Here is a 13,400-nt window from a genome sequence, read left to right as displayed (position 1 = left end):
GTGATGGCCCGCTTCGCAGAACTACACAACCTTCAACCCGCCATGCGGCCCCTTTGCTGGGTTTCATGGCGGGTTTTTCGTTTCACGACGAGAAAGATTTCGAAGATGTGAAGCTGTACGGGCAAGCACTAAAGTCGTCAGGATCGTCACGAGTAACGCCGATAGACCGGATAACTGATTCCTTCAAATTAACCACGACATCGCAAACGACGACCACGCCTTTGACGCGATCTTTAACTCGCTGACCGTGCTCGCCTAGAACGGATTCGAAACGATGCTGATTGCTCCTTTAAACGAATTTTTGCTTGAAGCCTCGTCGATGACCTCGTTTGTGACCCCTGTCTTTGGATTGTCGGGATACCAGGTCATCGCTGGTCTCGCGACGGTTTACTTGGGCTTGATCGCGTGCTGGGGGATCTATTGGTTGGTCTACGGAAATGCTGAACGTAAGCGTCACGATTCGCTCGCCTCATTGACCGCAACGGTGCGAAAGCAAGAAAAGAACTTGGCTTCGATGCAGCATGAGTTCACGTTGGCTTTTGAAGCCTTCAAGGCAGGTAACGCACGAATCGAATCGCTTAAATTGGAAATCATTGAGCTCAATCATCGAGTCGAGCAACTTGAGTCAGCCCAGTTTGAAATCGAACAAACGATCCGCGTGAGCTCTGATGACGTCGTGGCCGCGAACTCCGCTCCTGCCGCCGACGATTTGATCCTTAGCATGCACCAACCTCAAATGGATGGCATCAGCCCAGAGATGCTGGATTTCGTCGTGGATGACACGTACGGCCTCGTGTACAAGACGACCCCGGATCATCCGGACGACTTGACCGAGCTTTGGGGCATCGGAGCGGTGAACCAACAACGATTGAACGAACACGGTGTCTTCTTCTTCGAGCAAATCGCTCATTGGACCCAAGAACACGTCAGTGCATTTAACGACATTCTTGGATTCAAAGGTCGTATCGAGCGTGAAGGATGGGTGTCGCAGGCCACCGATCGTGTTCAGTCGGATCGCAAGGTTGCCTGAGTTCGCACTCGCGGAACAGTGATGGTCGCGGCACTCGAAGCCGATAGTTGCCGATCGTACTGAGTCGTGATCAATTGTTGATACCCGGCCACCATGGATTCTAGCGAACCGGTTTCAAGCACCAATTGACGACCTCGTTTGCCCATCGCCTGGCGGGAAGCGGGATTGGCAAGCATCCGCTCGATCGACATCGCCATTGCGTTAACGTCTTCCGACGGGATTAGGGTACCGGTTTGGTCAGCGATCACGGACTCTTTGACGCTGCCGACGTCTGTCGCCACAACGGGCACTTCGGATGCTAAGGCTTCCAAGATGGACACCGGAGAGGCTTCGTTGAGCGAACAAAGTGTAAAGACATCCAAGCCGGCGACAATTTTGTCCGTGTCGTGACGGGTGCCTAGCAGGTGAATTCGATTCGCGATATCGAGTTCAGTCGCCAGCGATTCAATCGTTTCACGCTCTGGTCCATCGCCGACGATTACCCAATGAGTTTGCTCGGACGTTGGCTTGTGCGTTTCCTTTTCAGCGATCAGCTTCGCTGCACGAACGAGCATCGTGTGATTCTTTTCGTGTCGCAGCGCGGCGACAATTCCCACCACAGGAGTTGCCTCACTCAGGCCAAGTTCACGACGCAAAGACGCTCTGGCATCGGGGTCGGGGTGGAAGCGATCACAGTCGACTCCATTGCGAATCACGTTCACCTTGCCGGCAGGAAATTTCTCGAAGTCGCGAAGAAACTCGCCGTGCGAATCTGCTACCCCGATGAACGCATCGGTTACGCAAGTAAGAGTTCGGTTGAGTCGTCCCACACCGTCGGGCCATCCAGTGGAATGAAGCGCAGACGCGATCACTGGAACTCCCGCAACCGCAGCGGCTAAGCGTCCCCAGAACATCTTGTCGCCGGCACCCACAGTGATCACGGCATCGATGCGGCGTTGGTGAAAAAGACGCGCAAGTTTCCAAACAACCAACACGTCGTACTTGCCGCCGATCAAATGGGAGTGCAAGGGAAACTCACCGCTGATCGCTTCGCCAAGGGGACCCGGTTCCTTTAAGCACACGACTTCAGGTTCAACCACCTTCGAATCCATGCGTCGCATCATGTTGACCAGCAACGTTTCTGCGCCGCCGACAGGCATGCTCGTGATGACGAATGCACAACGTAGCGGACGATTGGTCTTGCGCTGTTTAACACTGCGCCAGGGGCGGCGTCGCAATAAAGTTTGGCTAAGCATGGAAGCTTCCAAAGGTGGTGATGTGAGGAACTGGCATCGACGGCATCATCGCCTGCGTTTGCTCGAAAGACTTAGCCGGTGGTAGAAAGTACTGAACCCTTGGTTCGGTTCGAGCCTTGGCTGTGTCGTAAGTGCACCAATTGACCAATCGCTCGAATTCAGGGTCGCCGTGGAAACGCCGAATATGGAACCAGTCGTTGCCAATATGGTTGTATGCACCGAACGCGCTGCAGAAACCGGCGAACCCGGCTTCATGGACGATCTCGATCGCAGCTTGAGTAAGTTGCGCCGGCAATCCGAACGGAAATGCGAAGTAGTGAACCGGTCGCCCGATCATTTGTTCGAGTTCATCTTTGGCTTCGATAATTTCGCTTCGTACGTGTTCGATGGAGTGAACATTGCTGAAATCGATGTGTCGGCGGGTGTGGCAACCGATCTCAATTCCTGCGTCTGACATTTCGCGAATCTGGGCCACGGTGTTGGGCTGCAAAGGTTGTCCTGCATCGCGATCATGAGGGAACGGTTTTCCGTTGATGACGTTTTGGGTTGTGACAAAGTAGGTACAGGGAATGTCTCGCTCGATAAGTAGCGGGATCGCGTAGTCCATGTTGTCCGCGTATCCGTCGTCAAAAGTGATCGACATCGACTGATCCACCGAGTGACCCTCTCGCACCCGCCACTGAACTTCCGCTAAGTCCACGATGGTCATGCGAGACTGGAAGTAGTCGATGTGTTCCCGGAATTGTTGCGTGGACATTGTCCAACCATTGGCAACGGTGTCTGCAACGCGATGGTAAAACGCAACGCTGCATGGGACTTCGCCGGTAGAGGCAAGCTGAGCGAGTCGTTGCTGACGCGACGATGCGCAAAGGCAATTGCGAGCACCCAGGAGAGCAGACTTGATTAGATTCATCGGGCCGGATGCTAAGAGCGGGATCAAGAGCGGCGAAACATTCGCGTGCTCAAACGTACCTCTCTTTGTTACCCCGCCCTGAATCTACGCGGCAGGAAGACTTTGCACTTTGCGTTGTCCTAGCCGATCGTGCGAATTGTTCCGATTATTCCTCAGGCAACTCATAGCAAGCCATCTGCTCGGCGTTTCTGACGTACAAGCGGTTGCCCACGATCACGGGATGATTCCAGGTAATGCCTTCGAGCACCTGCATCTGCGCGAGTTCAACAAACTTCTCAGGCGACGCGTCAACGAGTGCCAGTTCTCCTTTCTCGCCGATTACCAAAATTGCATCCATCGCTGGCAAGAGCAAAGCTTGCCCGTGCCCATAGCGTCCGCCTTTCCAATTCTTGTCGCCGGTTTCAGCATCGATAGACAACATGATGGGACCATCGAAACCGTAGATATGACCTTGGTGATAAACCATGTCGTTAAAGTAAGGCTTCAGGTTAGCGGTCCAGTCTTCGTTAACAGACCAACTTCCGTCATCCTGCTTAGCGACATCGATGCGCCGAGTACCGTTACCGTACCCGGTGCCCAAGTAAACCGTATTGCCAACCACCAGTGGTTGTACTACTCGTGGCATGCCGTCAATCAGCCATTCACTGCCCCAGATGACTTCCCCGGTATCGGGATTAAGAGCTTCGACTCCCCAATCGCTAACCACCAAAGCCTGTTGAACGGAATCGATGGTTTCAAGCTGGCACGACGAATAGGTATGTGAACCATGTCCGGCTCGCCAAATGACACTGCCGTCTTCTTGATCTAGGGCGACCGCGCCTTGGCCATCTCCGCCCGATGTAACCACTAGGACTTTACCTTGGTGAATCAATGGCGAGCTGGCGAAACCCCATGCAAGCGGCGCTGCTTCGCGACCTTCCGCCCCATCAAAGCTCCAAATCACGTTTCCAGTTTTCGCATCGAGGCACTGAATCAAACCGTTGGCTCCGGTGACGTAAAGTCTGCCGTCGTGATAAGTGGGGGTTGCCCGCGGCCCGACGCCTCCCATCGAAGCTTCAAAGCGTCCTTCGTTAGATGTGATCCAAAGTGACTTCCCCGTCAAAGCGGAGTACGCGACGACCACTTCCTGTTCGCCTCGTTGTTCCTGTGTGAACAATACATCACCAACGATGCAAAACGACGACCAACCCGGCCCCACATCACTACGCCAGATTTCTTTAGGTGGTGTTGTTTCCCAGTCCTTCGCGAACGTTACACCCGGTAGCACTCCATCACGGCGTGGTCCTCGGAATTCAGCCCAATCAGTGTCGCTGACGTCGTTGGGAAGGTTCACGAGCTCCGTCGCATCCGTTGGTTCCGCCTCTGATGATTGATTTTCAGCAGTCGGTTGGTCATCTTGCAGCGACGCAAGAAATTTATCTTCGGCGGTCGGTATCCAGCGTGGCACCAAGCTGAACGCGAACGCAGCATCGATTTGACCAATCCGAACGAACTGGATTGCCACCATGAATGCGGTGAACGCAGCCAGCGATACTCGACTACGAGTTGGCCAAGCTTTCGTGCGAAGCAACGTCAAGGATCCGATCAGAATGGTCAACGCAGTCGGAAGGCCATAGATCAGCATCGTGATTCCTAGGCTCTTGTTCATTAACATGAACGTGGCAATCGTGATCGCTAATATCGTGACGTAGCCAAGAAGGCGAGTCTTGCCAGGAACGCCGCGAGACAGCAACCACCAAAGTGTCAACGAAAGCGTCCCGAGCACTCCGGCACCTTGCAAAGACACGAAGTGCATGATCGTCAACGGTGCGATCATTCCCGGAATGATCAATAACGCCCAGACGACCGCCATGATGATGATCGCGGGAGTCATCCACAGACGAACCTCAGACGGCACTGAGCTATCGTCGACCGATGTGCCCGCCGAGTATGCATTGACTTCTGAAGCCGACGAAACAGAATCCGACATGGGGAGGCACCGTTGCTAGAAAAAAGAATGAGTTGCGGGAGGTTAGAAACCGCCCGGGCTGCTGAATTCGGCGTAGTCGTCAAACTCGTTATGTCGTTCGGGAGCTCGGTCGCTAAACCGTGTGAAATCGGCTTCCCAAGTTAGCGCCACATCGCCAATGGGGCCATTCCGCTGTTTGGCAATGATGATTTCCGCTTGACCGGCAAATTGGGCCTTGTCTTCGCCGCGGTGGTAGTACTCTTCGCGGTGCACAAACATTACCACATCGGCATCCTGCTCGATCGCACCTGATTCACGTAGGTGACTGAGTTTGGGGCGGTGGTCTTTGCCATCTTCAGCTTGGCGGTTGAGTTGCGATAAGCAAAGCAACGGAACTTCGAGTTCTCGAGCCATCCCCTTCAAACGACGAGCGATCTTTGCGACTTGTTCTTGACGAGGGTCACGTGAATTATCCGGTTCGATCAATTGCAGGTAATCGATCACAATCAAACCAAGTCCATCTTCACGTCGTTTGATTCGACGCGCGGCCGCCGCGATCTCACTAACCGTTCGACTCGGTGAATCGTCCACGTAAAGCGGGGCTTGGCTAATTTCATTTGCCTTCATCACCAAGCGATCGCGGTCGTCCGATGAAATAGTACCGTTGCGTAAGCGGTGACCATTGACCCTGGCAAGAGAACACAGCATCCGGTCGGCTAACTCGATTCCTGACATTTCCAACGACACAAACAAAACAGGTGTGCGTTGATTAATCGCCGCGTGCTCGCCGATGTTCATGGCCAAAGCGGTTTTGCCCATGGATGGACGAGCGGCCAAAATAATCAACTCGCCATTGTGAAGTCCGCCGGTCATTTCGTCAAAGTCACGCAACCCAGTTTCCGACCCGCCATCGACGTACTCGTCCCGAAGACGCGCTTCCATTCGATCCATCGCTTGGTGCAACACGTCGGCAATACTGTGCACGCTTTGCGAACCGCGGCCGTCCATGATGGCGAACACTTTTTGCTCGGCTTGAGCACACAACTCTTTGGCGCTGCTGTTTTGCTCGTAGGCGTCTCGCAGAATTTCGGTGCTCGATTCAATCAGTTTTCGATAGACCGCTTTTTCCATCACGATGTCAGCGTAGAACGCTGCGTGAGCGGCATTGGGAACCGAACCGGATATTTTGGCTAGGTACGGCGCGCCACCTACCTTTTCGTAATCGCCCGATGGCCGCAGTTTCGATACCAACAACGTGATGTCGATCTTCTCGCCCGCATCGTGCATCTCTCTGAGCATGCCGTAGATGATGCGATTGGCGTCGTCGTAGAAATCGTCCGCCTTCAGCGACGCGATCTCGTCGCAGACCACGGGCATCAACAGGATACTGCCGATCACACCCATCTCGGCTTCAAGGTCAAACGGTTGCTCTCGCTGCAGTACTTCAGCGGCGGAAGCTTGGGGTTTTTTCTTCTTCGACTTGAAGTTCGAGGGGTCCGAAATCATGGTTCCTGTCCGTGGAGCGGGGTGGGGGTGGGACGATCGCGTACGTCTACGATACAGGCTAACGGATGATTCGCCGATCGCTCAAGGATCTTGACAATCGAGTTCCAGAAATGGCAGTCAACATTTGACTGCCAAAGCAACTATGAAGCACCGCGAAGGAGGTTTTCCACGCGATCAATGGCCTCTTGCGTCGACATTAACGCTCTTCCGCGACCGATCGATTTACCAGCGGTGATCCATTTCTGAACGTTCTTTTCCGCTGCAATGGCCGTGCTGTGTGACTTGCCGCCAAAGTGTCTGGCGATTTCCGCATAAGCCGATGACGTCATCTGGCGTGCTAAGTACATCGCCAACATTCTCGGCTCCGTCACGTTACGCGTCTGCTTTTGTCCACGTAGGGTGTCCGCTGGCAATTGGAATGCCTCGCAAACTGCTGTCTCGATAACCGAAAGGGTGGCGACCGGTTGAGCAGATCGAAGCATGTCACCAGCGATTCGCCGAACTTCATCCATCGTCGGCATGCGGTTGTTCATTCGCTGCAGCAGATTGATGTTATTCGCCAATCCGCCTAAAACACGGCCATCACCGGCAATCATTCCGGCAAGTTGCGTCGTGAAGTCCGCGGGAACCGCAATCGGACAACGTTCTTCGAAAAGCCTTTGCAAGATCGTCTCGCGAGTGCTTTGATCGAGTGCACGCAGTGGGCACACCAGTCCCGAAGCCATGCGACCGGCTAACTCACTAGTGAGTCCTTGGATTTCAGTCGGCGATTGCAGTCCGCTGAAAATCATGGGGCGGTGCAAGTGCGACAACGTTTCAATCGTGTAAAGCAGCTCACGTAAGGTTGCTTTCTTGGATCCCAAGAACTGGATGTCGTCAATCAACAATGCGTCCACATCGCGATAGCGACTTCGGAACGAGGTGATGCCGCTGTTGCCAAGAGCCGCAACAAAGTCATTGGTGAATTGTTCAGCCGACATGTGCATGACACGTCGCATGCGATGCCGTTGACGAAGCTGGGCCGCAATCGCAGAAAGTAAGTGAGTCTTTCCGGTTCCCGAGGGACCGCACAAAAATAGCGGACTGGCAACACCGGGCGTTTGGCAAACCATCGAGGCCGCGGTGTGAGCGAGTTCGTTGCTGCTGCCTTTGACAAACGATTGCATCGTCATCGCGGCACGAGCGTTTGGTTTGGCACCCGATGAAGGCGTCGCAGTTGCTGCGGGTTGCGAACCAGCGGAGGCCGATACCGAACGCGAGGTTTGCTGGTCAAGCGATTCTATGTGATCGAGCAACGGGAGTTGATCAAGTTGAGCGGCGCGAACCGATTCCTGGGACGCCCGCCGACTTCGTGCACCGTCGGCTCTATGAACTAGCGACGACAAAGATGCAGTGCCGCCTCGACTAGTTGTCGATCGAGTTCCCGACGTTCTTGCCGCTGAGTGTCGAGTCGCAGGTTTTCTGGTGGCCGGGTTTTGACCGAGAGCTTGTCGTGCCGGTGCATTCTTTATGGCAGGGGCGGTTCGTGCTGATGCATTGCCACCGGCTTCCATTGCCAAAGGCAGTTCGGCTTGTTGAGGAATGGCCGATTCCAATCGCAGTTCAACATCCATGGCGCTACCGGTTGCCTGCATCGCTGCCCCACGAAGTTGGGTCAGAAAGTTTTTCTGCAAACGGTCGAGCGCGAATTGGCCGCGGACCTCGACGACAAGAGTGTCGCGATTCCCTTCGCCGCAAGATTCCACATTGAAGGTGACTCCGTGTGAAAACCACATTCGGAATCGATCAACGCCAAGCCGCTGTTTCAAAGCATCCGTGAATTTTCCAATGACATCCTTGCCATCGGTGCAGCCGTGCGGTGCGGACATACGTTGAGCGCAATCCTCCTTCATGGACGTGTTGCGGGCATGGACGTGTTGCGGGTGTGGAAATTCCGATTCCCCACTCATCGAGAACTCTACCGGCAAGGTGCGAATAAGCCAGCGAAAGTTTGATGAGTAAGATGACCTGAACGGCATTGACGGGTCGTTCAGCCCAAGTCGCCCCGTGAGCGGGGCGCGCCCGGTGAGAAAGACCTCCTGTGGGCGTGAGGGGTGATTCTATGGTTGCTAGCATTGAAGTCAAATAGTCTCGTGAAGAGAAATTGAAGATTGTGCGATGCTTTCCTTTTCGTGTCGCTCGTTGCCCCGGAAATCCCGATTTTGCAGGCGTGTGACTGGTTGTCTTTGTGAATGCAAAAATTGCATGGCGGATTCGCGATGAAGAATCGAGTTTTCGTGCTGGTGGAAAAGGTGTTGGCAGAGCAAAGAGGAAGGCGACGCGCTGCTGGGATGCGTCCACGAATCGTCCGTGCAAAACGACGTTTTTCTAAGTTGCATCACCGCGATTTGAAAAACGTCAACGTCGTTGAACAGAACCGAATTACCGCATCGCTTGATCAGTAAAATGTTTTCCCCAAACGCATTCACGAATCATGGGTTTGAGTCCCGCTGCTTCGTAAATTCTTTTTGCCGGGACGTTCTTTTCATCGACCGCCAGCACTAGTTGTGGAATCGTTATGTTTTGTTCCGAAGGTGACAAACGAATCTGAATCTCTTCGATCACTCGTTGCATAACTTCATGCCCAAGTCCCTTTCCACGGGCAGAGGGAATGAGCGCCATATAGACTAATTCACTGGCTTTTTCGCTATGAGTGGCCAAGATGACCGCGCCAATGGCTGAATCATCTGCGTCAACGATTTCGAACCAGCGCGATGGGTCGTAGGCCGTGGATGTTTGATAGCCAGATATCGTTTGCGCCGCTGAACGAAACTGGTTAAGTTGCGGACAATCGAGCGTATCAACATAGGTCTGCTCGACAATATTAACGAATCGTTCAAGAGACTTTGCGTCATCGACATTGATCGCTCTAAGCGACACTGGCGATGGTTTCAGCCTCGCGTTGTTATTGCGCTTTCGATCAGTTTCTAATTGGCTGTGCGTTCTTGGAAACTGTCCACTCATGTATTGCAGCGTCGCAAGTTTTGCGAATCCAAAACACTCGAATTGCAACGTCGCTTCCTGCGATGGGTCGGGGTCTGTCGCCCACTGCGCAAACTTCACACCACGGTTTCGCATTTGTTCATCAAACGCCTCTGTCAATTCGACAAAAGCTTCCGATGAAACGTCGTTGTTAATTAAAGCGCCGTTGTCGGTAGGAGCACCGTTGTCGCTAGGTCCCATTGGGCCGCCGTGGATGACGGTGACGGTATCGGCGTGTTCTTGGCTCGTGACCCTGCCCTGCACCGCGATTATTGAAACGGGGACAACTGGATCGAATGTTTCGTCTCCCGGCTTTGTCTGGGTCGGCGTTGCAGTCAACCAGATCACAGCGGGCTGCGATTTCGGGTCCTCTTTCCGGTCGGAAATAACCGAACGCAGTTGATCGACGATGATCTGCGCTCTTCCGATCGAAATTCCTTGCAGCCAAACCGGAAGCTTTTCCGGCAAAAGTTCGATCGGCGTGCTTTCGACCCTGTAATTTGCTTGGTTTTGAGTCAATACGCTCGCCTTGTTTTCGATCCAACCCGTTTTTCTTATCTGCATTGGCTCGTATCATACAGACTATCGCGGTGAGGTAAGGATTGCCGGACCGTAAAACTGCTTGTCGAATTCTTATCCGGTGATGGCCATGCCACGTTCACAATCTCTCGTTCTACTGACTTTCCTCGTTTCGATTGCTTGGTTGGTGGGGGATTCCAATACTGCTGACGCACAGCTATTTCGTCGTCTCCAGGCGCTTCGTCAACAACGATACGCAGCACCACCGACAAGGCCACCGGCGACTGACCCGCGTCAAAACTACGCTCAGCCGAACTATCAGGGGCGGAATCAGTTGACCCAACCGCGTCAGGCTCCAGGAACGGCGGAAAGAGCAGCCAAACCAGCGACAAGCGGTGCGGTCGCTCGATACGGGCGAACTGCTGACAACGATGATGGTAAAGCCGAAGCCAATCCAACACGTGCGTCGGCGATCAATCCGGCTGACGAAAAATCTGGTCCAAGTGTCTCGCTGAACAAAGACGGTGATGAAGAAGATTTTGGGTCGTCAATTTTGGCGGATGACTCCAACGAAATGGATTCTGATGAATCGCCCTCGAAGTCCTCAAAGTCCTCGATTTTGGATAAGGAAGCTTCAACTCCATCGAAATACGCCTCGATGGGAATTGACGTTTTTAAGGACTCGGCGGGGGCATCGGGAGTTCGGATAGCTCGCATTCGCGAAGATTCCTTTGCTGACGAGGGGGGAATGCGTGTGGGTGATCAAATTGTGAAGATCGACGATGTTCGCACCACAACGGTTTCCGAAATCGCGTCCATTCTTCGAACTCATGAGGCGGGCGATCGGATCAAGGTCCAGTTCGTTCGTGATCGACAGCTTTACGTTACTTCGGTGCCTTTGGTGGCTCGTTCGACTGGACAAAAACCTGACGCAAACGCGAACAGTCAGAGGAGTAAGTTGCCATCGCAAGAGAATGCTGAACTGGCGTCAAACTCGGAATTGGATTCATCCATGGACTCCGAAACAGAGGATCAGGATGTCGTTTCGGCAGCCAAGCCTCCAACTCAGCCGCGTCAAGCTAGATCACCGGCCAATCGTGTTCGACTAGGGTTAATCATCGAGGACCCGCGCGGACTGCGAGGCGTTTTGGTGACCGATGTTCGCAATAACATGCCCGGTGATGTAGCAGGATTGAAACCGGGCGATCGCATCGTTTCCGTGGATGGACGCTTGCTTGCCGATGGCAGTGCCCTTCGTCAGGAACTACAGCAGCGACAGGTTGGGGAAAAGTTGACGCTTGGAATCGTTCGAAACGGTCAATTGGCAACCAAGACCCTGACACTCACGAATGTGGAACCCAAATCTAAGTCATCCAATACCGTCGCGAGTGACGATTCGGCGCCGAAGTCTGGCAACTTGGCGACTGGATTGGGATCTATGATCGGCGGCTTCTTCAATGGCTCTGGAGGTAAGGGATCGGGAAGTTCCGACAACGCAAATGTTGCCGGCAATCGCTTGAATAAGTCCAAGCCAGCCGCTCCGGTTGCCAGAGCGAGCTATGCGGACGAGGCCGATTCTGGGAGCGGGGCATCCGGATCGGCTATTGAGGCAAGCAAAGGTGCAACGAAGTTGAATACGCTTCCGGTTGATCAGCCCAACCCAACACCAATCCCAACTCCAACCGTCGATGACGTGATGGATTTTGGTGATGGCGAACCCATTGAGCAAACCATCTTTACCGCCCCACGAAGCACACGAAAGCGATCGACACTTTTGCAGGAGTCGGATCCACCGTCATTAAATTCCTTGCCGGTGCCTCAATAGTCATTCTTCTTTTGAAGTTATTCTCCAAGCAAAGTGGTCAGGATGACTGAACCCGATTCCGGCAATACCGAATCAAGCGAGCCGAGCTCGGATTTTGGCTTTGACTACGCTTCGGCGAAGGTCAAAACGTTTCCGCAACTTCCCGGCATCTATCTGATGAAGGATGTTGCGGGAGTGGTCATCTATGTCGGTAAAGCGAAGAACTTGCGTAGTCGTGCGAGTAGCTATTTCTTGAAGGCAGCGGCTGAGGATGCGCGGACTGCCAATTGGGTCACCGAGATAGCGGACATTGAATTCATCGAGTGTGAAAGCGAAGTTGACGCTCTGTTGATGGAATCGCGGTTGATCAAAGACATTCAACCCAAACACAACAAAGATCTCAAGGACGACAAGACCTTTCCTTACTTAATGATCACGACGCGAGACGAGTTTCCTCGCGTCGAGGTCACACGCGAACCCAAAGAACGCGGCGTCAAACTTTATGGGCCTTTCCCGAGCGCCGGTGCGCTCCGAGGGGCCATTCAGGTTCTACAGCGAATCTTTAAGTTTCGTACCTGCACGCTCGACATCAGCGAATCGGATGAAAAATGGCAATGGTTCCGACCATGCCTGCTCGCCAGCATCAATCAATGCACGGCGCCATGCAACTTGCGAATCGGCAAGGAAGAGTACCGGCGTGATATTCGTCGGCTGCAAACATTCATGGAAGGCGGAAAGAAGAAGCTGATTCAGGAAATGCGGGAAGAGATGATGACCGCAAGCAAGTCCTTGGATTTTGAACGCGCTGCTGTTTTGCGTGACGAGATCAACATGCTTGAACGCCTTGAAGAACGTGGCGAACTGGAAACCCATGCTCAGCCAGAAGTCTTTTACGTGGATCCCAAGAAGGGGCTCACGGGTTTGCGGAAGGTGTTGGGTTTGTCGGAGACACCACGAGTGATTGAGGGGATGGATATCGCTCACTTAGGCGGTGGTGAAACGGTTGCCTCGTTGGTTCAGTTCATTGACGGCTTGCCGTTCAAACCAGGCTATCGTCGATTCAGGATCCAGGATGTTGATGGCATCGACGACTTTCGCAGCATGTACGAAGTTGTTTCCCGACGCTTTCGTCGTTTAGCGGACGAAGGCGATTCGTTTCCGGATATCCTGTTGATCGACGGTGGCAAGGGGCAACTCAACGCAGCGATGGCCGCTTTTCGTGACCAGGACATCACTCCGCCAACCGTAATTTCATTGGCCAAGCGTGAAGAGGAAATCTTTCGCCCGGGCATTAGCGAGTCGATCAAGTTAAGCAAGAGTTCGTACGCGCTTCGATTGTTGCAATACGTACGAGACGAGTCACACCGTTTTGCTCAGCACTATCACCATATGCTGCGTAACAAATCGACCTTTGAAAGGTAGCG

General features: G+C 53.5%; 10 protein-coding genes. 4 read left to right on the top strand and 6 right to left on the bottom strand.

The window, feature by feature from the left end; genetic code table 11:
* The first annotated feature begins 274 nt into the window (after window positions 1-274).
* Window positions 275-1,030, top strand: a complete 756-nt coding sequence (locus Pla22_RS20795) for a hypothetical protein (protein ID WP_146516743.1) — start codon at window positions 275-277, stop codon at window positions 1,028-1,030.
* On the opposite strand, the gene Pla22_RS20790 is transcribed toward Pla22_RS20795, so the two are convergent.
* The 5 genes from Pla22_RS20790 to Pla22_RS20770 all read right to left on the bottom strand — a co-directional run bounded on the left by Pla22_RS20790 (window position 1,006) and on the right by Pla22_RS20770 (window position 8,524).
* A complete protein-coding gene (locus Pla22_RS20790) occupies window positions 1,006-2,169 on the bottom strand; it encodes a glycosyltransferase (protein ID WP_242632298.1) in 1,164 nt (387 codons plus the stop codon). The genes Pla22_RS20795 and Pla22_RS20790 overlap by 25 nt on opposite strands.
* Before the next feature lie 88 nt (window positions 2,170-2,257).
* The gene (locus Pla22_RS20785) at window positions 2,258-3,178 is read right to left on the bottom strand and encodes a polysaccharide deacetylase family protein (protein WP_146516741.1); all 921 of its coding nucleotides are present in this window, start codon (window positions 3,176-3,178) and stop codon (window positions 2,258-2,260) included.
* Between the two features lie 145 nt (window positions 3,179-3,323).
* A complete protein-coding gene (locus Pla22_RS20780) occupies window positions 3,324-5,147 on the bottom strand; it encodes a PQQ-binding-like beta-propeller repeat protein (RefSeq protein ID WP_146516740.1) in 1,824 nt (607 codons plus the stop codon).
* Window positions 5,148-5,189: 42 nt separating this feature from the next.
* Window positions 5,190-6,632, bottom strand: a complete 1,443-nt coding sequence (dnaB, locus tag Pla22_RS20775; protein ID WP_146516739.1) for a replicative DNA helicase — start codon at window positions 6,630-6,632, stop codon at window positions 5,190-5,192.
* A gap of 140 nt (window positions 6,633-6,772) precedes the next feature.
* Window positions 6,773-8,524 (bottom strand): DnaA ATPase domain-containing protein, encoded by a 1,752-nt coding sequence (locus Pla22_RS20770; RefSeq protein ID WP_242632221.1) that lies wholly within the window; start codon window positions 8,522-8,524, stop codon window positions 6,773-6,775.
* 366 nt (window positions 8,525-8,890) lie between these two features.
* Between Pla22_RS20770 and Pla22_RS20765 the strand changes: the two genes are divergently transcribed.
* Window positions 8,891-9,076: a hypothetical protein gene (locus tag Pla22_RS20765; RefSeq protein WP_146516737.1), complete on the top strand. Its 186-nt coding sequence runs from the start codon at window positions 8,891-8,893 to the stop codon at window positions 9,074-9,076.
* On the opposite strand, the gene Pla22_RS20760 is transcribed toward Pla22_RS20765, so the two are convergent.
* On the bottom strand, window positions 9,054-10,217 hold the full coding sequence (locus tag Pla22_RS20760; RefSeq protein WP_146516736.1) for a GNAT family N-acetyltransferase: 1,164 nt from the start codon (window positions 10,215-10,217) through the stop codon (window positions 9,054-9,056). The genes Pla22_RS20765 and Pla22_RS20760 overlap by 23 nt on opposite strands.
* 85 nt (window positions 10,218-10,302) lie before the next feature.
* Here Pla22_RS20760 and Pla22_RS20755 point away from each other — a divergent pair, with 85 nt between their 5' ends.
* Together Pla22_RS20755 and Pla22_RS20750 are read left to right on the top strand one after the other, a co-directional pair.
* Window positions 10,303-11,997, top strand: a complete 1,695-nt coding sequence (locus Pla22_RS20755) for a PDZ domain-containing protein (protein ID WP_165440773.1) — start codon at window positions 10,303-10,305, stop codon at window positions 11,995-11,997.
* Window positions 11,998-12,039: 42 nt separating this feature from the next.
* Entirely contained in the window at window positions 12,040-13,398 is a 1,359-nt protein-coding gene (locus Pla22_RS20750) for an excinuclease ABC subunit UvrC (RefSeq protein WP_146516734.1), read from the top strand.
* The last annotated feature ends 2 nt before the right edge of the window (window positions 13,399-13,400 follow it).

Origin of the sequence: Rubripirellula amarantea (assembly GCF_007859865.1) — a bacterium.
Classification (GTDB): domain Bacteria; phylum Planctomycetota; class Planctomycetia; order Pirellulales; family Pirellulaceae; genus Rubripirellula; species Rubripirellula amarantea.
The sequence above is the reverse complement of the archived record's forward strand: the minus strand, read 5'-3'. Positions and strand labels throughout refer to the sequence as shown.

What these genes read in the sequence shown, in the direction of transcription:
- Pla22_RS20795 (WP_146516743.1), top strand. Translation starts at nt 275, where the DNA reads ATGCTGATTGCTCCTTTAAACGAATTTTTGCTTGAAGCCTCGTCGATG.
- Pla22_RS20790 (WP_242632298.1), bottom strand. Translation starts at nt 2,169, where the DNA reads ATGCCTGTCGGCGGCGCAGAAACGTTGCTGGTCAACATGATGCGACGC.
- Pla22_RS20785 (WP_146516741.1), bottom strand. Translation starts at nt 3,178, where the DNA reads ATGAATCTAATCAAGTCTGCTCTCCTGGGTGCTCGCAATTGCCTTTGC.
- Pla22_RS20780 (WP_146516740.1), bottom strand. Translation starts at nt 5,147, where the DNA reads ATGTCGGATTCTGTTTCGTCGGCTTCAGAAGTCAATGCATACTCGGCG.
- dnaB (WP_146516739.1), bottom strand. Translation starts at nt 6,632, where the DNA reads ATGATTTCGGACCCCTCGAACTTCAAGTCGAAGAAGAAAAAACCCCAA.
- Pla22_RS20770 (WP_242632221.1), bottom strand. Translation starts at nt 8,524, where the DNA reads ATGAAGGAGGATTGCGCTCAACGTATGTCCGCACCGCACGGCTGCACC.
- Pla22_RS20765 (WP_146516737.1), top strand. Translation starts at nt 8,891, where the DNA reads ATGAAGAATCGAGTTTTCGTGCTGGTGGAAAAGGTGTTGGCAGAGCAA.
- Pla22_RS20760 (WP_146516736.1), bottom strand. Translation starts at nt 10,217, where the DNA reads ATGCAGATAAGAAAAACGGGTTGGATCGAAAACAAGGCGAGCGTATTG.
- Pla22_RS20755 (WP_165440773.1), top strand. Translation starts at nt 10,303, where the DNA reads ATGCCACGTTCACAATCTCTCGTTCTACTGACTTTCCTCGTTTCGATT.
- Pla22_RS20750 (WP_146516734.1), top strand. Translation starts at nt 12,040, where the DNA reads ATGACTGAACCCGATTCCGGCAATACCGAATCAAGCGAGCCGAGCTCG.